At 47.1% G+C, this 23,113-nt stretch carries 10 protein-coding genes; 4 read left to right on the top strand and 6 right to left on the bottom strand.

Annotated elements, in window-relative coordinates; all coding sequences use genetic code 11:
• Positions 1 to 38 precede the first annotated feature (38 nt).
• From FIU99_RS19925 to FIU99_RS19915, 3 genes are read right to left on the bottom strand one after another with little or no spacing between them, the layout of a single operon-like run.
• The gene (locus FIU99_RS19925) at positions 39 to 848 is read right to left on the bottom strand and encodes a transporter substrate-binding domain-containing protein (protein ID WP_031343191.1); all 810 of its coding nucleotides are present in this window, start codon (positions 846 to 848) and stop codon (positions 39 to 41) included.
• A 42-nt stretch (positions 849 to 890) separates the two neighbouring features.
• Entirely contained in the window at positions 891 to 1,688 is a 798-nt protein-coding gene (locus FIU99_RS19920) for an amino acid ABC transporter permease (RefSeq protein ID WP_006960396.1), read from the bottom strand.
• On the bottom strand, positions 1,685 to 2,404 hold the full coding sequence (locus tag FIU99_RS19915) for an amino acid ABC transporter ATP-binding protein (RefSeq protein ID WP_006960397.1): 720 nt from the start codon (positions 2,402 to 2,404) through the stop codon (positions 1,685 to 1,687). Before FIU99_RS19915 ends, FIU99_RS19920 begins: the two co-directional genes overlap by 4 nt.
• Before the next feature lie 307 nt (positions 2,405 to 2,711).
• Here FIU99_RS19915 and aroG point away from each other — a divergent pair, with 307 nt between their 5' ends.
• Positions 2,712 to 3,764: a 3-deoxy-7-phosphoheptulonate synthase AroG gene (gene aroG, locus FIU99_RS19910; RefSeq protein ID WP_006960398.1), complete on the top strand. Its 1,053-nt coding sequence runs from the start codon at positions 2,712 to 2,714 to the stop codon at positions 3,762 to 3,764.
• A 202-nt stretch (positions 3,765 to 3,966) separates the two neighbouring features.
• On the top strand, positions 3,967 to 4,206 hold the full coding sequence (locus FIU99_RS19905; protein ID WP_006960399.1) for a hypothetical protein: 240 nt from the start codon (positions 3,967 to 3,969) through the stop codon (positions 4,204 to 4,206).
• A 46-nt stretch (positions 4,207 to 4,252) separates the two neighbouring features.
• Here the strand turns inward: FIU99_RS19905 and FIU99_RS19900 are convergent, their stop codons facing one another.
• Positions 4,253 to 6,316: an alpha-amylase gene (locus FIU99_RS19900; protein WP_039951911.1), complete on the bottom strand. Its 2,064-nt coding sequence runs from the start codon at positions 6,314 to 6,316 to the stop codon at positions 4,253 to 4,255.
• Between the two features lie 124 nt (positions 6,317 to 6,440).
• Positions 6,441 to 6,839 (bottom strand): helix-turn-helix transcriptional regulator, encoded by a 399-nt coding sequence (locus FIU99_RS19895; RefSeq protein WP_172855162.1) that lies wholly within the window; start codon positions 6,837 to 6,839, stop codon positions 6,441 to 6,443.
• A gap of 95 nt (positions 6,840 to 6,934) precedes the next feature.
• Here FIU99_RS19895 and FIU99_RS19890 point away from each other — a divergent pair, with 95 nt between their 5' ends.
• Positions 6,935 to 7,843, top strand: coding sequence for an aldo/keto reductase family oxidoreductase (locus tag FIU99_RS19890; RefSeq protein ID WP_006960402.1), 909 nt, complete (start codon positions 6,935 to 6,937; stop codon positions 7,841 to 7,843).
• Positions 7,844 to 7,889: 46 nt separating this feature from the next.
• Here the strand turns inward: FIU99_RS19890 and FIU99_RS19885 are convergent, their stop codons facing one another.
• Positions 7,890 to 9,479 (bottom strand): EAL domain-containing protein, encoded by a 1,590-nt coding sequence (locus tag FIU99_RS19885; protein WP_152472521.1) that lies wholly within the window; start codon positions 9,477 to 9,479, stop codon positions 7,890 to 7,892.
• 350 nt (positions 9,480 to 9,829) lie between these two features.
• Here FIU99_RS19885 and FIU99_RS19880 point away from each other — a divergent pair, with 350 nt between their 5' ends.
• Positions 9,830 to 23,059: a retention module-containing protein gene (locus tag FIU99_RS19880; RefSeq protein WP_152472520.1), complete on the top strand. Its 13,230-nt coding sequence runs from the start codon at positions 9,830 to 9,832 to the stop codon at positions 23,057 to 23,059.
• Positions 23,060 to 23,113 lie beyond the last annotated feature (54 nt).

Below are 23,113 nucleotides of genomic sequence, written 5' to 3'. Positions count from 1 at the left end.
TTATGTCTCATCAATCATTCTGGGTTTAAGAAACGTGGTTATTGGCCCGTTGCAACTTGCTGCTGCCAGTCGAGCGTCGCGAACCAGTACTCGTATCTTTGCTCAAGCCAGCCATCCTCGGTACGGGCTTGTATCCATTGGTCGAAGAAGGCTTGTTTGTCGCTTTCACCAAGACGAACGGCGAAAGCCTCGTTGCCCTTAGACAGGCGCTCATTAAACGGGATAAACAGTTTGTCGGCATTCTTCACAGCTTCATGTTCAGGTTTAGGGCTAGAAGCAATCACAGCGTGAGCGTTACCATTGAGGACTTCCTGAAATGCTTGAGCATCATCGTCGAACTGAAGAATCTTAGCTTTCGGAAAAGCCTCTCGAGCGACTTGTACCGTGAAGGCGCCACGGCGTGCAGCGATTTTAACGCGTCGAGAATTGAAATCGCTCATTTCAGAAAAGCCTGAAGCCAGTTCTTTATTGGCAGCCACCTGAACACCAGAGTGTGAATAAGGAGTGGTAAATAAGACACTCTTAGAGCGTTCGGGAGTCACGCTCATGCCGCCAATAATGACATCAAATTTTTTCGCCAGAAGCGCTGGAATAATGCCATCCCAAGCGGTGGGTACAAATTCGACTTTCCAGCCAGAATCCGCGGCAAGACGTTCAGCTACATCGATTTCGAAGCCGATTAAATCCCCTTGCTTGTCGCGCATTGCCCATGGGACAAAGGTCGACATTCCGACGCGTAAGGTGCCGCGCTCGTTAATCTTATCCAAATTTGGGGTTTCACTGGCGAGCGTTGGTAGCGCTACTGCTAGCCCAAGCAAAGCGGTAATCGCTTGCTTGAAAGCTCTCAACGAACGAATCTTTTGTCCTAAGTGTTTCATTTGATTTCCTTATTATTGAGCACGCCATTGGGCGCCAAGTTTGTGTTCTAGCCAAGCGGAGATTCCCGAGAGTGACAGTGTGAGCAAAAGATATATCGCTGCCACGCTAAACCAAATTTCAAATGGCATAGCGGTTTCCGAAACAATGTTTCTTCCTTCTGTCGTCAGGTCGAATATGGCCATTACGCTGACAATTGATGAATTCTTAACCAGAGAAACCACTTCATTGGTCAAAGGCGGTAACGTTCTTTGCAGTAATTGCGGGAAGATAACGTCGTAGTAGGTAGAGAAAGGGCTGAGTCCAAGGGAGCGAGCAGCCTCAAACTGACCTTTAGGGATGCTGTTCAGGCCTCCACGAAAAATCTCAGCGGTGTAGGCACCCTGGAAAAGTGAGAGCGCCAAAATCGCAGTCGCGAATCTATCAAGGCCGATCACAGGCCCAAAGACGAAATATAAAAGGTATATCTGAACCAGAAGCGGCGTATTGCGAATCAGCTCAATATAAGTATTTGCGATGGTTCGACCTACAACAGACTGAGAAAGCTTAAGCAAAGCCGTCAGCATTCCAATCAGCAGAGTAAACAATAGGCTCCATGCCGATATCTTGATAGTGACCCACAAGCCTTCGAGCAGTTCAGCAGGCCACCACTCACCATCTTCATAGAAGGCGATATAGTCAGGTACTCGGTGCCATTGCCATTGGTAATCTATTGCTTTCGCACCCGAATCCAGCAGCCACCACAGCCCTAAACCTAGTATTAGGATTTGAGCGAAGGCGGACAAAACGGGCTTTAAAATTCGGCTAATCATTGGTGGCTCAGGATTTGCTCCAGAAACTGTTGTGTTCTAGGGTGTTGCGGCGTACTGAACAATTGCTCAGGAGTAGCCATTTCGAGTATTTCTCCCTGATCCATAAATATCACTCTATCGGCCACCTTTCGGGCAAAGCCCATTTCATGTGTTACGCATATCATTGTCATGCCATCTGTAGCTAAATCTGTCATGACTTCCAAAACTTCTTTGATGGTCTCTGGATCTAAAGCGGAGGTTGGCTCGTCAAACAACAAAATCTCGGGCTTCATACACAAAGAGCGTGCAATCGCGACACGCTGCTGCTGCCCGCCAGACAATTGAACGGGATATTTGTTTGCCTGTTCCGTGATGTTGACGCGATCTAGAAAGTGCATGGCTGTATCGATAGCTTGTTGTTTCGACTGCTTCAATGTGCGCATCGGTGCCAGCGTCAGGTTCTCTAATACGGTTAAGTGAGGAAAAAGATTAAAATGCTGAAAAACCATGCCGACTTTTCCCGGTGAGACAGAGGTCAAAGGCTGGCCGAGTACTTGAATATTGCCATTTGAGATGGTTTCCAACCCGTTAACGGTTCGAATTAAAGTCGACTTTCCAGAACCAGAAGGGCCACAAACGACTAACCTCTCTCCTCTCTGTACTGAGAGGCTAATATTCTTCAGTGCCTGAAATTGGCCGTACCACTTGCTGACGTGTGTAAAATCGATGGCGCTCATGCCGATTCTTTATATGCATTTATTTGTATTTCCACCTTAACAATATCAAGAAGATATTGCATCTCATGTGGTTCAAATAGAGCTAGAAAGCCTGATATTGCTCACTCTTTATCGTATGTAATTTAAATTTTACATGCGGTGTAAAATGTAAAAATAGAAGAAATATTGCCTTTTGGTTTAAAAAGTGGTTGCAAGCATCGTTTTTGATAGATAAGTTACAGGGAAGATGAAAAACAAAATAGAGCATTTATGCACCACTAATTTTTGGTGCGGTGTTCAAGCTAAGAGAAATAGGAAGACGTAAGCAATGTTCCAGACTGATGATGTACGAATTAGCAAAGTAAAAGAATTATTACCGCCAGTGGCTGTTTTAGAGAAGTTTCCGGCGACTGAAACTGCGTCTTCAACGACTTTTCGCTCTCGTGAAGCAATCTCTAAGATTTTAAACGGCGATGATGACCGCCTGCTGGTTATCGTTGGTCCTTGTTCTATTCACGATCCTGAAGCAGCAATCGAATACGGTAAGCGTTTGAAAGTATTGCGTGATGAGCTGGGTGACCGCCTAGAAGTCGTGATGCGAGTTTACTTTGAGAAGCCACGTACAACTGTGGGTTGGAAAGGCCTGATTAATGACCCGTACCTGAACGACACGTTTAAGATCAACGACGGTCTGCGCATGGGTCGTAAGTTGCTGCTGGATCTAACTGATCTTGGCCTACCAACGGCAAGTGAATTCCTTGATATGATCACTCCGCAGTACGTTGCAGACTTAATCAGCTGGGGTGCTATCGGCGCACGTACAACTGAGTCTCAGGTACACCGTGAACTGGCTTCTGGTATCTCTTGCCCAGTCGGCTTCAAAAACGGCACTGATGGCAACATCAAAATTGCATCAGATGCAATCCGCAGTGCGAGTGCTTCTCACCACTTCTTGTCAGTCACGAAGTACGGTCACTCAGCAATCGTTGAAACTGCTGGTAACCCAGACTGCCACATCATCCTACGTGGTGGTAAAGAGCCTAACTACAGTGCTGAACATGTTGGTGCTATTAAATCTGAACTTGAAGCGTCAGGTCTGCCTCAGAAGGTGATGATCGACTTTAGTCATGCGAACAGCTCGAAGCAGTACCAGCGTCAGATGTTGGTTTCGGAAGATGTAGCGGGCCAAATTTCTGCAGGTGAAGATGCTATTTTTGGTGTAATGATTGAGTCGCATCTTGTTGAAGGTCGTCAAGATCTTGTTGATGGTCAAGCTCCAACTTACGGTCAGTCTATCACTGATGCGTGTATTGGTTGGGAAGATACTGAAAAGGTTCTTCGTCAGTTAGCCGATGCTGTAGAAGCTCGTCGTAACAAATAACCTATTTCTTATTTGTAAGAAAAGCTCCCAAGTCGGGAGCTTTTTTCGTTTTAGGGGTTTAATTGAACACTGTTTAATATATTATGGAAATCAAACTTATCGACCCCAATGATTCATGAAGCGAACGTCAACGACTATCTGGACTGTCATACTATGCTTGGCTTTATCCCCATGGACTCACGCGGCCCAAAGCGAGAGTGATTTGTTTATTTACACTCTGCCCAAGTACGATGACTCGCGCAATGTGATGAATCAAGACCCGAATGATGCGAAGGTTGATACTACGCCGCCGTCTCCTACCTTGAAGCTAGATTACGAAGTCCCTTGCGATCTCAAATGTGGTATCGGTCATACAGGGCTGTTCTTACTTTATATTGCGGCTGAAGGGCAGAAAGATCAGCAATATCGATATTCATTGATGAATCCAAACTACGAACCTTAATCTGACTAATTTGAACAAGGGCTCTCGGCAGAGAGCCCTTGTGTATTTATTTACCAACGAAACCTACAACAACCGTGTCGCCTTCCAAACTCCGAGAGAAAACATAGGCTGAATTGTTGCCAATTTCTTTGTGTATACCAGCTCCTATTGCTGGGTGGGATTGACGGAACTGGCCTAACGTTTGCCAGTGCTTGAGAAGTTGTTGGCGCTCTTTGCTTAGCTCCCACAGCATGTCTGAGCGAGTGCCCTGATGGAAGTCATCAGCATAGGGGCCTAAATCTCTTCCCACTTCATCACCGTAGTAAACCTGAACAGCGCCGGGGCTAAGTAATAAAGCGTTGGCGGCGTTACGCTGCATCTCAATCGAGTTGAAACGACTGAAAAACAGTTCTGTGTCGTGTGAAGACATGTAGCTGACAGGGGTAAAATCTGGCGTTTCTTGCATTGAATCGGCGTAGTTTTGATAGGTCTCCTGCATTTGGCTCAGACAAGCAGCGCCTTTGTCGAGTTTCTTCTGCATATCAAAGTTGATTAGCGCATCGAAACCTTGGTCAGCATAAGGAGAGCGGTAAGCAGAATGACCCCAGACTTCACCCATCATCCAGAAAGGTTGTCCGATCTGATTATCATTGGCACGCCATTGCTCAAGGCTCTTTGTTGCCTCGTTTTTCAACCGTTTCCACACATCTCCTTCAACGTGCTTAACGGTATCAACTCGAAAACCATCAATACCAAATCGTTTGACCCAGTCTGTTTGCCACTCGATGAGATAGTCGGATACAGTGTAGCTTTCGCGTATTTGAACGCGGGTTCCTGGATTGTTGAGTAACCATTTTGGTGGCGTAACGTGCTGCTCAGACTCGGTCAAAAAATCAGGTAAGCCGGCTAGTGTCATGGTGATGTCGCTTGAGCCGGGTTTGCTGTAGCCTGGCAGACCTGCACGAACCCAGTCTTTACCCCACCACTGATGCCAGTTAGAACTCGTGTAATCAACGGAATCATTAAAGCTATGCCAGTTCTGCCCTGATTTGGGTGCCCAGTCTTGCCACTTATCGGGCATATTATCGGTGTTAACAACGTTTATGTTGTCGAACTGTAAGTCTGCCAGTGTCGAGTAACCCGAATGATTGACCACGGCGTCTAGGAAGATACGCATACCGCGTTTGTGAGCCTCTGTGACCAGCTGCTTTAGATCCTCTTCATTACCAAAGTTCTGATCGATTTTGGTGAAATCACGAGTCCAGTAACCATGGTAGCTATAGAATGGAAAACTGCCTTTCTCTCCACCACCGACAAAGCCGTGGACTTGCTCTACGATAGGAGAAAGCCAGATCACGTCAGTGCCAAGGCTTTGAATATAGTCGAGCTTTTCGGTTAGTCCTTTAAGATCCCCTCCATGAAAGGTGCCGATCTCTTGTTTGCCATCTTTCTTTCGGCCATAGCTTTGGTCATTGGATGTATCTCCGTTGTTGAATCGATCCACCATGGCGAAATAGATATTGGCGTTTCGATAGTCGAATTGCGCAGAGGAGGCGCTGGCGTCGGCCTGTTCAAGTAGAACAAGTCCACCACTGTTCGGGGAGGGCTTTAATCTGACTTGGTCGTTTTGCACGGTAACGAGTTGATTTGAAAATACTTCTCTTAATTGAGTACCATCAGTGAAGGTGCCACCTAAAGAAAGTGTCACCTCTCCACCTTTGTATTGCTCGCAAACGACATCAGGGATAGATCGGGTAAACTTCTTGGCTGCCACTTTCTTAGTTTCTCGAGCTATCGTGATCGTGTGTTGGCCCTCATCGTAGGCAAATGAGTAATCACCACTGAAGCGAATTTTGACCGATAATTCAGTGTCGCTGCTGCAATTGAGGCTCAGTGGTTTACGAAACTTAACTTTCTGTTCTGCTACTGATGGGCACGTACCATCAATCCCCGATATACTGACTTGATAAGTTTCTTTTTTGAGTGGCAGGACCAATGGATCCGATGCGCTTAAAGGGAAATCCCGACTTGTGGTGGTGGTTGAAATGGTGAGAGTCGGCGCGGCTATACTTGCTGAACTGATTAGGGCAGTCAGCACAGCAAGAGATACATGTGTTTGCTTCACGTTCATTCCTTGATTGTTTTTTAAACAAGGTTAAACGGATTACCTCAAGCTGACATCATTCCCCTAATCTACGCCCCAAAATTTGCTCAAAATCACAGCAGTCATCCTTTATGTTGTACGAATGACAGTTTCAGCGTTGTGCCTTTATCTGGAGGTTTAAAAATTGCACCATGGCAGATTCATCCAGGTAGCCATCGGCTTTCTTGTGACCTCGTAGATATTGATAGCCTGCAATGACATGGCGGTGTGGTTCGTGGTCTTTTGGCTCAAAGCCATTGACGTGTCGATAGGCCATTATATAGGCGTCCATGTCGACCACTTCAGCTTGTCTATATAGATACCCGCAGCCAGTAGCCAGCCATTCAAGTGAACAGTTGGCTTTCATGGCTATCTGATTAGCTTTCGACAAACTCGGTTCACTCCCGTTGAGGTATTTGCGAATCAGGGCTTCTGAAAGTTCTACTCGGCGAGCAAAACCAGAAACCGACTCCTCACCAATCAATTGTTTTAGCCGTTCGGAGAAACTCAATTTTTCGTACTCTGGTTCGAATTTGTTGTCAGTATACGTTGAGCATTGAATTAAACAAGAATACTGTAAAGGCAGTTTTTATTAGGAGGTAAGTGATGGTGTCTAAAGTCACAATTGCGCCGCAAGGCCCGGAGTTTTCTCAACTGGTTCAGGGTTACTGGCGCCTTGCAGAATGGGGTATGACGCCTCAGCAAAGATTGTCGTTTCTCAAGCAACATATTGAGTTAGGTGTTACAACAGTCGACCATGCCGATATCTACGGCAATTACGAATGTGAAGCTCTATTTGGTGAAGCGTTAAAGTTAGATCCTGCCGTCCGTGATGAGATTGAGATCGTCACTAAGTGTGATATTAACCTCTGTACTGACAAATTTCCTCAACGCAAGGTGAACCACTATGACACCAGTGCGGGGCATATTTATGAATCTGTTAACAATTCGCTTGCACGTCTGAACATCGAGCAAATTGATGTCTTGCTTATCCATAGACCTGATGTACTGATGGATGCGGATGAAGTGGCTGATGCGTTTAATGAATTACACAAAGTTGGCAAAGTGAAGCACTTTGGCGTGTCTAACTTCACTCCAAGTCAGTTTGATCTTCTACAATCTCGTGTGGCCAAACCGCTCGTTACTAACCAGGTTGAAATCAATCCATTGAATTTTGAAGTTGCCCATGATGGTACGTTAGATCAGCTTCAAATGAAGCGCGTGCGACCAATGGCGTGGTCTTGTCTCGGCGGCGGGAGCATCTTTACTGGTGCAACCGAGCAGGCACAACGTGTTCGTGATGAGCTAGAAGCAATCCGATGTGAAGTAGGTGCGCAGAGTATTGATCAAGTGATCTACGCATGGGTAAATAGACTGCCATCACGACCTCTGCCTATTATTGGTTCAGGAAAAATTGAACGCGTGAAAAGCGCTGTTGAAGCGATGGACATTGAGCTCACTCGTGAGCAATGGTATCGCGTTTGGGTAGCCTCTAAAGGTCATGGTGTGCCATAGGCCACTCAAAAGGAAGCAAAAAGGAGCCAGCTAAGCTGGCTCCTTTTTAGTAACAGATAGAACGATTGGCAAAACGAACACTAAACGGTGTGACCGTATATTCGACAAGTGCCTCCGGCTTTATCGGCCTCGAATAGTAAAAACCTTGGATGTAGCGGACGCCAAGCTCATTCAACTGGCTGATCTGAAGTTCGTTTTCTACACCCTCAGCAATAACCTTCATGTTCAGTTCTTTTGCTAAGCTCACCATAGACTGAATAACAGGTTTAATATGGGTGTCTGCGCCTAAGCTGTTAATGAAAACCTTATCTATTTTCATCACATTAAACTTGTGCTGTCTTATCAAATTTAACCCGGAATATCCGGTACCAAAATCATCCACAGCGACTTCAAATCCAAGCTGGCTTATACGTTGCAAAGAACTGAGAGCGTCTTTAAGTTGATCGACAGGGAAATCAAGGTTTTCCGTCACCTCTATTAGAATGTGCTGCACGTAAGCTGGGTTTTCTTTGGCGTAAGACTGTAGAAAAGCCATGAAGTCAGGCTTGAGTAATGATGTACGGCTTAAGTTTATACTAATGTAATGATTACCCAGGTTATGGCCATTCTGTGTTAGAAACCCTGTCACCGATTGAAAGGTGTGGCGAGTCAAATCATCAATGAGATCCAACTTCTCTGCGAGTGGAATAAATATTTCAGGAGAAATGCGGCCTTTCAGCGGGTGATTCCAACGCAGCAAGGCTTCACTACCGACCACATTGCGTGTTTCGATATCCACAATCGGTTGCAAATACAGTTCGATCTGACGCTCGCTAATGGCTTTATTCAAACAGAATTCGATCGAATGCCTGACAAGAGTGTGATGGCGCAGCAGGATATAAATCAGTGACAAGGCGAAAGCGAACAACACGACCTGCCAAATGTTTTGTTGGTAGTGGTGAAGATAGGCGGCGGTATCAAGCTGGATTTTGACCGACAACGGATAGAGTTGTGATGAGAAGTTGAAAGGCGTGGTCATATATTCAGAAATCTGATGCTGTCCTTGAATACTGCGGCTGAGAAGCTGAATCTGATACCCGTAGTGTTGATTGTCTAACAGAGAAGACGTTTGTTGCAGAAACTGATTAGGCGGAAGCAACGCGTTAATACCTGTTCCGTCATCGGAAGAGACATAAATGAAAAATGAATTGAGTTTGCTTTTTGATTTGGTCAGCGAAATGGTGATGTTATTTGATGACTCTGAAATGCGTTGCAACACGGAAGAAAATAAGCGGATACGGGTTGGTCCTTCGTTACTGGTGCAGTAAACATGGGAGCCTTGATATAAGCCAATCTCTTTAATCATATCAGAGTGGAACATATGAGCACGAAGAGCGAGTTTGTCTTCTTCGCTACACGAAGCGCTCACATTCTTCTTTAGGATGATTAATTCGCTGGCTACTCGGTCGATATAATTTTCCAACGTGGTCACTGAGTGATTGCCGTCGAGAACGGCCTGTTCTCTCGTTTGATGGTAGTTCCAAATAAACGACACGATAAATACTGCCCCAAATATGCCCGCTATGGGAAATAAATTGGGTAAGTGCGCAAAAACTTCTCTTCCATTAGCCAAGTAACGCTGAATTTTGTAATTCATGAAGACATCAATGTCCGTATAGTATTTTCTTTACTTTAAGAGTTATCTATCAAAGATGATGTTTTTCATAGCCTTATTTTGGCGTTTAACGTATTTTTTAATCTATTTTCTCACTTGTGAGACTTTTGGCGGCGAGCATGAGTTAACTGTTGAATATCATGCAGTTAGCTGAGGGGTGACAGTGTGCAATTAGGTCTATACTTACTCTAATAGCGAACAACGGCCATATTGCGGAAATAAGCACTGGAATCACGTACAAATTTTGATATTTTTGTCGCCAATACGCTTGTTAAATATTATTAAAATTCTTAATTGCTGTTGACTTGCTGAGTCAGATTGAGGGGATAAGTATGGAAGTCGAAATTGTACGCCAGACTCGCATCGTTGAAGAGGTAAATGGTGATGTTATTGCCGTGAAGCCAGACGGTGCTGCGAGAAAAGTCATTCAAGGCGAGACTATCCAGTCGAATGAAATTATGATCACCGCTCGTAATGCCTCCGTGGTGTTAAGTGCGGACGGTGTTCCCTCAGAGATTGACGAAAATAGCATTTCTCTTGATTTGGAAAGCGCAGAAACAGGTGCATGGCATGTTGCGCCAGTTGATGGAGATGTTGAGTTTGATCTTGACCAGCTTGGTGAAGGTGCTTTAAGTGAAGACGATATTGCGGCAATTCAAGGCGCAATTTTAGACGGTGCTGACCCGACTCAAATTCTAGAAGCAACTGCTGCGGGAGCAGGTGGTGCTGGTTCCGCTAATGGTGGCTTTGTAACCATCGACTACAATGGCACCGAAGTGTTAGCAAGTACTTTCTTCGAAACATCTGCGCAAGCACAAGACGATGCAGAAGAGACAGAAGATGAGCTAAGAACGTTAGTATTTGCTGCTGGTGGTGAAAGCATTTCAGAAGCGCTTGTTGAGGGCTCTCTATCATCTGGTACTTACCCCCAATCAGAAACAGCAACAGTCACCATCTTTGCTGGTGACCTTCCCTTAGATGCCGATAGTTTTGTCCCTGAACCTGCTTCACTCGCTAGCTTATTGGCTGAACTCAATTCTGATATCACATCTTCAGGCGAAGCCGTTACGTTTACTTATGATTCTGCCGAGAACGCTATTATCGGTGTCAACGCTCAAGGTGAAGTGTTGCGCATTGATATTGATACGACTCTGGTCGGCAAAGATGTCAGCCTTGAGCTGGCCACAACAGTAAGCCAGCCTATTGATCATGTAGATTCTGTTGGTGGTGGACAAGTTGCAATCAGCGATGATCAGATTTCAGTCAGCTTTGATATCACAGGTGCTGATTCAGGTGGTAACGCTATTCGAGCTCCTATCGATGCTCAGGTTTCAATTGGAGATGGCGTTAATCCAACACCTCAAGCGACGAATGTTCAGAACGTCGAATCTGATTCAACGTTAATCCAAGGCGCATTCGTTGAAATTGGCAGTGATGCACTGGCCTCAGTAACGTTTGACAGTTCTGCACTTCAGCAATTTGATGGCTTACTCAGTGACAATCAAACCACGACGGCAACGCTGTCAGATGACGGGACAACAATCACGTTAACGGCTGATGGTTCAGGAGATACCGTACTGACGGTTAGCGTTGATACGCAGGGGCAGTATGAGTACCAGCAGTTTAAGCCTTTGGAACACAATGGCTCTGATACGATTTCTCTTTCGCTGCCTACCACTATCGTAGATTACGATCAGGACACGGTAACCAATGACCTTAATATTGAGATTACTGACGGCGACAACTCTGTTATTACTAATGTTGATGGGTTGAGTCTTGATGAATCAGGTGTTGCTGGTGGTTCGCAAGTGGGGACTGCTGTGGTTTCGGGTAGTGGTTCTATTACAGCCACCGCAGGCAGCGATATTATCGATCACTTTGAGTTGGAGCCTAGCGAATTTAATACCGATGGCTCACTGACTTCACAGGGGCAGCAGGTCACTCTTGAACTAACGGCTAATGAGAACGGTGTTCGAACGTACGAAGGTGTGATTGAGCTCAATGGCAGCCGTGTCACAGTGTTCGAAATTAAGGTGGATTCACCTGCGCAAGGTGATTATGAGTTCGCGTTGTTTGAACAGCTTGATCATTTAGGTGCGAACGATGAGTCATTGACGATTGAACTCCCAGTTTACGCGGTTGATGCGGATGGTGACCGTTCTGAATTAGCGGGCGGTACGGGTTCCGAGGAAGCGGGCAAAATTCTCATCCAAGTGAAAGACGATGCACCGACGATTAGCAGCGCTGACGCCTTGACTCTTGACGAAGATGACCTCGCTTCAGGTTCCTCACCAGACGTGGCTTCTTTGACGGCAAACGGTCAGTTTACTGTAACTGAAGGCGCAGATACGGTAGTTGAATACCGACTCGATACGAACTCTAATCCAGTATCAGGTTTGAAGTCCGATGGCTTGGCGGTATCGCTGAATGAAACCTATGACAGCGCAACTAATACCTATACCTATACCGCTTCAACGTCTGCTCAGGATGTATTTGTCCTGACGATAAAAGGAGATGGCACCTACTCATTTGAGTTGAAAGGACCGATTGATCATGCTGCGAATGCTGATGATAAAACATTGAATTTCGCGGTTATTGCCAAAGATAATGATGGTGATACTGCTGCGCAAAATATTTCTGTCAATATTGTCGATGATGCTCCTTCGATAACCCATGCTGAGGCGTTAATCCTCAACGAGAATGACTTAGCCAGTGGCACTAGTCCAGACGCGACACGCGTGAGCCAAGATGGAGACTTCACCACGCTTGAAGGGGCGGATAAGGTCGTGAGCTACAAGCTTGACCTGACCACTAACCCGATTGATGGCCTGACTTCTCAGGGCAAAGCGGTGACGCTCTCTGAGTCCATCGATGCTGATGGTGTGGCGACGTACACGGCTTCAAGCACTGATGGCGATGTGTTTGTACTGACGTTACGTCCTGATGGCAGCTACACCTTTGAGCTGAAAGGTCCGATTGACCATGACGCTAACAGCGACAGTGAACGCCTTGATTTCACGGTGGTGGCGACCGACACTGATGGAGACACCGACCGTATTACCATGCCTGTGACTATTGGCGATGATAGCCCGAACATCGCATCGGCTGAGGCGTTAATCCTCAACGAGAATGACTTAGCCAGTGGCACTAGTCCAGACGCGACACGCGTGAGCCAAGATGGAGACTTCACCACGCTTGAAGGGGCGGATAAGGTCGTGAGCTACAAGCTTGACCTGACCACTAACCCGATTGATGGCCTGACTTCTCAGGGCAAAGCGGTGACGCTCTCTGAGTCCATCGATGCTGATGGTGTGGCGACGTACACGGCTTCAAGCACTGATGGCGATGTGTTTGTACTGACGTTACGCCCTGATGGCAGTTACACCTTTGAGCTGAAAGGTCCGATTGACCATGACGCCAACAGCGACAGTGAGCGCCTTGATTTCACGGTGGTGGCGACCGACACCGATGGTGACACCGACCGTATTACCCTGCCTGTGACCATTGGCGATGATAGCCCGAACATCGCATCGGCGGAGGCATTAATCCTCAATGAGAATGACTTAGCCAGTGGCACTAGCCCAGACGCGACACGCGTGAGCAAAGACGGAGACTTCACCACGCTTGAAGGTGCGGATAAGGTAGTGAGCTACGAGCTTGACCTGACCACCAACCCGATTGATGGCCTGACTTCTCAGGGCAAAGCGGTGACGCTCTCTGAGTCCATCGATGCTGATGGTGTGGCGACGTACACGGCTTCAAGCACTGATGGCGATGTGTTTGTACTGACGTTACGCCCTGATGGCAGTTACACCTTTGAGCTGAAAGGTCCGATTGACCATGACGCCAACAGCGACAGTGAGCGCCTTGATTTCACGGTGGTGGCGACCGATACCGATGGCGACACCGACCGCATTGCGCTGCCAGTTACGATTGGCGATGATAGCCCGAACATCGCATCGGCTGAGGCGCTAATCCTCAATGAGAATGACTTAGCCAGTGGCACTAGCCCAGACGCGACACGCGTGAGCAAAGACGGAGACTTCACCACGCTTGAAGGTGCGGATAAGGTAGTGAGCTACGAGCTTGACCTGACCACCAACCCGATTGATGGCCTGACTTCTCAGGGCAAAGCGGTGACGCTCTCTGAGTCCATCGATGCCGATGGTGTGGCCACCTACACGGCTTCCAGCGTAGATGGCGATGTGTTTGTGCTGACGTTGCGCCCTGATGGCAGCTACACCTTTGAACTGAAAGGTCCGATTGACCATGACGCCAACAGCGACAGTGAACGCTTTGATTTCACAGTGGTGGTGACCGATACCGATGGCGACACCGACCGCATTACTCTGCCTGTTACGATTGGCGATGATAGCCCGAACATCGCCTCGGCGGAGGCGTTAATCCTCAATGAGAATGACTTAGCCAGTGGCACTAGCCCAGACGCGACACGTGTGAGCCAAGACGGAGACTTCACCACCCTTGAAGGTGCGGATAAGGTCGTGAGCTACGAGCTTGACCTGACCACTAACCCGATTGATGGCCTGACTTCTCAGGGCAAAGCGGTGACGCTCTCTGAATCCATCGATGCCGATGGTGTGGCCACGTACACGGCTTCAAGCACTGATGGCGATGTGTTTGTGCTGACGTTACGCCCTGATGGCAGTTACACCTTTGAGCTGAAAGGTCCGATTGACCATGACGCCAACAGCGACAGTGAGCGCCTTGATTTCACGGTGGTGGCGACCGACACCGATGGTGACACCGACCGTATTACCCTGCCTGTGACCATTGGCGATGATAGCCCGAACATCGCATCGGCGGAGGCATTAATCCTCAATGAGAATGACTTAGCCAGTGGCACTAGCCCAGACGCGACACGCGTGAGCAAAGACGGAGACTTCACCACCCTTGAAGGTGCGGATAAGGTCGTGAGCTACAAGCTTGACCTGACCACCAACCCGATTGATGGCCTGACTTCTCAGGGCAAAGCGGTGACGCTCTCTGAATCCATCGATGCCGATGGCGTGGCGACCTACACGGCTTCAAGCACTGATGGCGATGTGTTTGTGCTGACGTTGCGCCCTGATGGCAGCTACACCTTTGAACTGAAAGGTCCGATTGACCATGACGCCAACAGCGACAGTGAACGCTTTGATTTCACAGTGGTGGCGACCGATACCGATGGCGACACCGACCGCATTACTCTGCCTGTTACGATTGGCGATGATAGCCCGAACATCGCCTCGGCGGAGGCGTTAATCCTCAATGAGAATGACTTAGCCAGTGGCACTAGCCCGGACGCGACACGCGTGAGCAAAGACGGAGACTTCACCACGCTTGAAGGTGCGGATAAGGTCGTGAGCTACGAGCTTGACCTGACCACCAACCCGATTGATGGCCTGACTTCTCAGGGCAAAGCGGTGACGCTCTCTGAATCCATCGATGCCGATGGTGTGGCCACGTACACGGCTTCAAGCACTGATGGCGATGTGTTTGTGCTGACGTTACGCCCTGATGGCAGTTACACCTTTGAGCTGAAAGGTCCGATTGACCATGACGCCAACAGCGACAGTGAACGCTTTGATTTCACGGTGGTGGCGACCGATACCGATGGCGACACCGACCGCATTACATTGCCTGTTACGATTGGCGATGATAGCCCGACAATTCGCTCTATTGACCCATCAAGCACGTTTGTCGTTGATGAAGATGATACGGCAGCAGGTTCTGATTCGTCTGGTGCAGTCGCCGTTGCGACAGGTAGTTTTGTCACCTCACAAGGGGCTGATGGTGTTGTTGCCTATGAGTTGGTGAATATAGCTGATACGCAAAATGGTCTAACGTCTAATGGGCAAGCCGTTACGATTTCAGAGGTGAATGGCGTTGCCGGCGCGACCACTTATCAAGGTGTGGCTGGCGGTCAAGTGATCTTCACTATAGTGCTGTCTGACAACGGTGATTACACTTACACCCAATTTAAAGCTTTGGACCATGCACAAAACAGCGATACGTTGACCATTCCGTTCGATGTGGTTGCGATTGATAAAGACAACGACATCTCACCTGCTGTCCGCCTACCAATTGCAGTCATTGATGATCAACCTGTACTAACGGGGACGACAGGGGAAACATCTGTCGACGAAGATGACCTAGCGGGTATCGGCTCGGATCGCTCAGAAGACACCACGATTAATGGTAACTTCGTCATTGCTGAAGGCGCTGACAGTGTTGTGGAATATGAGTTAACTAATGCAGATGATACGTTAGATGGTTTGTCTGCTGACGGCGAAGCGCTTGAGTGGGCTGCTGTCCAAACCAGTGGCACGACGTTCACCTATACAGCAATGACTGAAAATGGTCATGAGCCAGTATTTAGAATTGTTTTTGATACATTAGACAACAGCTATCAATTTGAATTACTTAAACCTCTTGATCATGCAGACGGTGCGGGTGAAAACAGTGTCCAAATAGACTTTACAATCAAGGCGACAGATTTTGATGGAGATGAGTCCGCTGCGATTACTCTACCTATTACCGTCGTCGATGATGTCCCATTGTTGACTGACCACTCGATTTCTAGAGTTGAAGGTAGTGGTTTCAAGAGAGTGAATATGTTTGAAGCCTCCACTGATAAAGGGGCTGATGACGCTGCTATTACGATGATTGAAGGGACTACAGACGGTACTTCGGTGATTAAATTTGGCGGTGAAAATGGTACCTATGTCGATAGTGTCGATATTCAGTCTGGCAATCAAACGATCAAAGTTTACGAAGAGTACGATACTGGTAACGGAACAAGAGATATCCGCGAACTGGGTGAGTTGAGAGTCAACTCTAATGGTGACATCCGTTTCAAAGCGTACGATAACCTAGAACATGATGGTGATACGTTTGATTTTAGTATTGATGTGACTGCGACGGATGGAGACAAAGATACCTCAACGGCGCAATTGGATCTGACCATCGTCGATAGAAAAGCGTCAGCAATCGCGCTCAAAGTTACGACTTTCGAAGAATCTGGTCGTGATCCGTCGATTGACTACGATCCAAATAATCCGAATACCGTTGATACCGCTAACGTTCAGGATAACCAGAGCGGCATCACGGGTCTTGACTCTCCAACACAGATTTTGCTTCAAGCGAATTTGTATGATGCGGATAACAACGAATCTATCGGTGGTATGACGATCAAGGCGGGAGATCACCACGGTACCTTCTACTACTTTGACGGCAGCCAATACGTCGAACTTGAACCAAACAACAGAGGCAAAATCTACATTGATGGCTCTTTGATTGATCAGACATCGAGTGTGAATGGCGATGGCGATCAAATCACCACGATCACTAACCTGTATTTTGTACCAGACAGAAACTACTCGACCGATGAATCAGGTATCCAGATCAAGTACCAGCTTGAAATTGACAACGATGGTACGTTGGATCATAAGCTGAATTCGAGCTTCAGAATTGAAGTGGAAAGTGTCGCCGATATTGCCACCTGGGATGATGCCAATAGCACCTACGAATACACGCTAACAGAGGATGGGGCTCATCAGACGCTCAACTTGAGTGCGGTGACACAAGATACCAGTAATCCAGAGACGATTACGTACCGTCTTGAAGTGACTCAAGGTCAAGGCGAGTTTGAGTTACTGGATGCATCAGGAAACGTCATTGCAGAGTCATCTCCAGGCGTTTATCTGATCAGCTCTGATGACATCAACAGTGTTCAGCTAAATCCGAGGGATAACTTCTCTGGAGCGATTAAGTTTGACGCAAAAGCATTGACCGAAGAAAGCTCCAATGCTGTTTCTGGCAAAGAAACTGCCGAGTCCGTGGTTCAAGAGCTGGTATTCAATGTTACGCCGAAGGCAGATGAGAGTAGCTTCTCAGTCAACCGTATCTCAATCTTTGAGGATAATGCGGCGAGCCAGAACACAGTCGATCCCGATACCGATCATGAACCGTTTACACTCGATAAAGTCATCACGCTCAATTCAACGGTTGACATTGATACTCCGGGAGATACTTCTGAAGTGCTGTATGTCCGTTTATCTGATTTCACTGACGAAAATGGTCAGCCGCTAACTGGCTTTGAAGTACGTTGGGTGAGTTCAGGTGATCCGCTAACGCTGATTACGGATGGTAGTGAAAGCTATTACGAGATTGCACAATCTGATTTGGATAAAGTTGAAATTCAACCGCCACTACATTCCAACGAGAGCTTCACCTTTGAGGCCACAGGTGTTGTGAAAGATACCGCAACACTTGGCGATGGCTCTCAGGTTACCGATGTGGTCGAAATGGGTGCGGGTAAAACCGTTCATGTGTCGGTGAAAGGTGTCGCTGACATCCCTTACATCCCAGATGTACCAGATGTTCCTGACACTGGTGCTGAGCTTGATACTTGGTACAGCTACACAGACGGTAATGGCAATGCAGGTGCGCAGGTTGTCATTAACGAAAACTCCAGTATTGAGCTGAGTTTTGCCGTCCTGTCGGGTGAAGAAAAAGATGGTGTCAATGATAACTCTGAATCGATAACGGTACTTCTCTCGGATATTCCTGATGGCGTTCAATTGTACGACAGTAATGGTGGTGCAATTGACTTGGTATATGTAGGTAGTGATGCTAATGGCCCTATTTATCAGGCCAATATTACTCAAGAGCAATACAATTCAGGTATTACGGTTGAACCGCCAAAACATTCGACGGAAGACATTAACATAACGACGAAAGTTATCGTTACGGAGAATGACGGCCACATCAGAGAAGTTGACGGCAGTATTCTGGTTAAAGTTGTTCCTGTTATTGATGCCGGTGGTAGTGATGACGCTTACAGTAGGACTTCTACAGGTAACGAAGACAGCTTTATCGTCGTCCCTTGGAATCTGCAAAATGCAGAGAATCCTGACAGAGCACCAGATACCAATGATCGTGATTATGAGTTCGTCTCATCCATTACTATTTCAGGTTTCCCTGAAGATGTTGAGATTACGATTGATGGCGTTCCAGTGGCTAACTACACAGGCGGCACCGCGATTTATGATGACGTTACCAATACATTGACGATCACTGGGTTGGACGAAAACTCCAGCCAACCTGTCGTGCGTGTTAAGCCGCCAGAAGACTCTAGCGTCGACATGAACTTACAGACCAAATTGGTCATCGAAGAGCATGACGCCGATAATAATGGGGACAGTGTTGCCCCTAAAGAAGTGACGGGTTCACTCACCGTTGTGGTTAGGCCAATTGTTGAGAGTGATGGTGATCTTCAGGTTAAATCTAATAATGCTGTTGTTACCACGATTGACGATGCAGATGATGATGGTCGTATAGACTTCACTATCAACGATCAAAATGGTGATGCGAATGTTATTGTCTTTGAAGATCTTGATCCGAGTTCGGATGAACTAGTCAAAGAAGTGGTGGTTCGTTTTGTCGGCATTTCAGGTGATGACTTGGATCAGCTGTTTGTCACAGGTGCTGTCAACAATGGTGACGGCTCTTGGACAGTGACGGATGAAGAAAACTTCAGCATTGTCGCCCCTGATGGCCTTAGTTACACCGATAGCAATGGGTTACCGAGCAGTACCTTGACGGTTGAGTTTGTCGCTCAGGTTTACGATAAAGGTGATGAAAACGAGAATGGCCCAGTGAGTCAGAAATCGACCACTGTGGATCTTACTTTCCCGACTGATGTTATTGATCAAAACAGCGAAGCTGCGGTTATTGAGCAAGTGACGACTCCAGACGCCATTATCACAGGAGTCGAAGACAACTACGTTGACCTTAGTAGTCAGCTAAGCAATGTTGTCCAAATTGGTGTCGATGGTAGTAATATCAGTACTGCTGATCATGTCGCGGATCAGCTCACGATAGTGATTGATCCAAGCGATATTCCAGCAGAAGTGAGTGGTTTGAAAGTGATCGGAGCGGAATACGATTTCGCTAATAACCTTTACCTGTTCGAAGCAACCGTCAATCCTGATGGCAGTATTTCGATTCCTGATGGCCTCAAACTAGAGCTGCCAGAGGATTATGCTGGTGACTTCAACTTACCGATTACCTTTGTCACTACGGATAAAGCGTCCGGTGATGAGAATCGTGTCGAATTGAATATTCCTGTCGCAATAACACCGGTAGTTGATATAGCGCCGGGAGCGGGCGAGCAGGGTCAGCCTCTCGACAGCGATGTCACTCCTGAAATAAGCCTGAGTGCGACTTCAGTTGAAAAAGGCACGGGTACTCAGTTGGACGCTAATGCACTGGAAGATAATCTTATTAAGTTAGATCTTGATATTGATTTGGCAGATGTTCGCAACGATAGTCACCAAGGCCAAGAAACACTGACGAGAGTTGAAATCACGTTACCTGATTCTAGCTTGGGTTATTTCGCTGATGTGAATGGTGACCCTATCCAACCAGACAGCAGTGTGTTTGTCGTTGATTCTAACGATCCTGTGGTTATTCAGGCGGCATTAGATGGCTTGTACTTTGTACCTAAAGAGAACTATCCGACGGACAGCAGTGGCAATTCAATCTCCTTTACAGTGAAAGGCACGGTGGTTGACCAAACCACTTTTGATACCACAGGTACGACGCAAGTTTCCAATACGAGTAGTGAGCGCACCTTCACGCAGAACGTGGACATTGATATCACGCCAGTCCTGGATCCTGTCACTATGCCAACCGCAGCGGACAATATCGTTGTGGTTGGTGATGAAGATACCGACATTTCGCTCACTTCAGGTGGTTCTGGATTGTCGATCGCATTGAATGACACGGATGGCTCAGAGCAATTCCTTTCAGCCAAACTAACGGGTGTGCCTGATGACTTTACGGTAACCAGTACTTCGTCTGACTTTGTAGTTAAGAACAGTGGTGGTGGTGAATGGGTTATTCAATTGACTGACCCGAGCGTAACAGAAATCGATCTGTCAGCGATTTCGATTCGCCCAGCAGAGCATTTCAGTGGCACTGCCAATATTGGAATTACTGTGTTTACGCAAGAGCAACTGTTACAAGAGCCTACTGCACATCAAGGGCAATTCACCATTGATGTTACCCCTGTTGGCGATGTGGTAGACATTGACCCAACAAGCAGTGTGACTGGTAATGAAGGTGAGAATATCGACATTGCTATAAACGCGAGTATCGTTGATAAAACCGATCTGTTACCGGGTGATTCTGCTCAGGATCAGCCAGAAACATTGTTAATTACTGTTGAGCAAGTACCGGACGGTGCGACGATTTACTACCCAGATGGTGTGACACCTGCGAACAATCTAGGCAATGGTAAATGGGAGCTGCGTGTCGATGCTCAGGAAGTCGACAAGATTGTGTTTAATTCCGGGGATCACAACAAAGGAACTTGGAATGAAGATAGCCTGAAAATTACCGTCCAATCGGTGGATAAAGATGCGGATGGCAATGAATATCTTGGTCCGACAACGAATCAGGTCTTTGATGTCGCCGTTGATGTTGAAGCGGTGAATGACCGCCCAGAGTTCAACAATATCGCTGATATTCAGACCGCAGAAGATACTGTCGTGGCGATTAAAGGCTTCACGGTGTCCGATGTGGATTCTAGCCTTGATGATCCCGATGCTGAATACACGTTGACTTTAAATGTAGATAGCGGCGAGCTATTCCAAAACACCACGATAGCAGCTAACAATGGGCTCACCGTCTCGGTGGATGCATCAGGCCAGACTGTGACAATTACGGGTAAAGTCGCTGACATCAACTCGGCTCTTGCTCAAGACCTTGTCACATTCAAGCCGGATGAAAACAGCAATGATTTGATCGACACTGATGGCGTTAAAGTGACGGCCCACATCGACGATCAAGGCAATGTGGGTTCGGTGGATGCTGCAAACCCAGACACCTCAAACACCAACGAAACGTCATTCGTTATTCATGTCTCTGAAGTGAATGACGAGCCTCAAGCTGGCGATCTTGACCTAGGGGATATTCTTGAAGAAGGCAGTATTCAGATCACCGCCGCGCAGTTGATTGCCGCCAGCAATGACATTGATGGTGATGATTTGGTGGTTAAGTCCATCTCTGTCCCCGCAGAGCAAGGTACACTGACTCTTAACCCAGACGGTGTTTCTTGGACGTTTACGGCAGCAGATGACTTTAATGGTGATGTGTCCATCAGCTATACCATTGAGGACAATGGTGCAACGAACGGAGTCAATGACTTCCTTCAAGATACAGGTACGGTTTCATTGTCTGTGATAGGGGTAAATGATAAGCCTGAGATTGATGTGGACGACATTACGACCATCATCAATGAATCTTCGGGCCAGTTGATCAGTGGAATCTCCGTCAGCGATGCTGACTATGTTGACGCATTTGCTAATGACGCCATGACTGTCACGCTCAGTGTCGATTTTGGACAGCTGAATGTAACCATACCTGCGGGCTCTTCTATCACAGCGACTCCGTCGTCAGGCAGTTCAATTACACTGACGGGCACTATTGGTGAACTGAATACCCTGCTGGATTCTCCATCTGCTGGCACTGGTGTAACCTTTGATGCGACGCACGCCCCATCTGACAGCGTGACGCTTACCATTACTGCGACGGATTCAGGCAACCCTTCAGGCATGGTGATGTCGGAGACAACGCAAAAACCGATCACGATTACGCCTGTTGCAAACGCGCCAACTCTATCGATTGCGCCAGATAACAATTATGTGAAGAACATTAATGCCAGCCTAACAGCAAGCAATAATGGTATCGCTCTACTGGGGATCGTTGCGGCACTTACGGATGTCCATGAAGCTCTATCTCTGGAGTTGTCGGGACTTCCTGCTGGATCAACGGTGGAAACATCGTCAGGAACGCTGGTTCCAGTGGACGGTAAAGTTGTCGTGCCTGCAGATGATATTGATAGCGTCTCTATCGTCGGTGCACAGGAAGGGGCACATACCATTCAATTGACTGCGGTGTCGACTGAAACGGATAGCTCTACGGCTGAATCAGCACCTATTGATATCAACCTTAACGTGACCAATGATATCTCCGATATTGATGTTTCTTCCTCTAGCCAAGATAACCAGCTATTGGGAAGTGACGAAGGTATCGAGTTGCAGGCGGGTTCCGGTGACGACCGAATCGAAGGAGGAACTGGCAATGATACGCTTATCGGTGGTGCTGGTGACGATATTCTTGATGGTGGTTTAGGTTCAGACATTCTGACAGGTGGAACTGGTGAAGATACCTTTATTTGGCATGAAATTGATGATGGTGCGACGGACACTATTACCGATTTCAGTATTGCTGAAGGAGATCAGATTGACCTGCGTGAAGTGTTACCTGAACTGAAGCAAGCTAATGTGGATATGGATACTTTACTGTCCCATTTGGATGCAAAGTTAGTTGATGGAGATGATATTGAACTTAAAGTGCACCCTGATGGTAATGGAAATGGTGAGCAAACTATTCTGGTGGAGGATTTAGGTCAACAAATTGACTTCAACAGCATGGATTCCTCGCAAATTATATCGACCTTGCTTGATCAGCACATTATCGTCCACGATCAGTAATTCTGAATATAAAAACGCCCTCAACCTTGTTCAGGCTAGGTTGAGGGCGCTTTG

Source organism: Vibrio sp. THAF64, from assembly GCF_009363455.1.
GTDB lineage: Bacteria > Pseudomonadota > Gammaproteobacteria > Enterobacterales > Vibrionaceae > Vibrio > Vibrio coralliilyticus.
Note: the sequence above shows the minus strand (reverse complement) of the source record. Positions and strands in the feature narration are given on the sequence as shown.

Bases quoted from the DNA above. Each gene is read 5' to 3' on its own strand.
- FIU99_RS19920 (WP_006960396.1), bottom strand. From the start codon at position 1,688: ATGATTAGCCGAATTTTAAAGCCCGTTTTGTCCGCCTTCGCTCAAATC.
- FIU99_RS19915 (WP_006960397.1), bottom strand. From the start codon at position 2,404: ATGAGCGCCATCGATTTTACACACGTCAGCAAGTGGTACGGCCAATTT.
- aroG (WP_006960398.1), top strand. From the start codon at position 2,712: ATGTTCCAGACTGATGATGTACGAATTAGCAAAGTAAAAGAATTATTA.
- FIU99_RS19900 (WP_039951911.1), bottom strand. From the start codon at position 6,316: ATGAACGTGAAGCAAACACATGTATCTCTTGCTGTGCTGACTGCCCTA.
- FIU99_RS19890 (WP_006960402.1), top strand. From the start codon at position 6,935: ATGGTGTCTAAAGTCACAATTGCGCCGCAAGGCCCGGAGTTTTCTCAA.
- FIU99_RS19885 (WP_152472521.1), bottom strand. From the start codon at position 9,479: ATGAATTACAAAATTCAGCGTTACTTGGCTAATGGAAGAGAAGTTTTT.
- FIU99_RS19880 (WP_152472520.1), top strand. From the start codon at position 9,830: ATGGAAGTCGAAATTGTACGCCAGACTCGCATCGTTGAAGAGGTAAAT.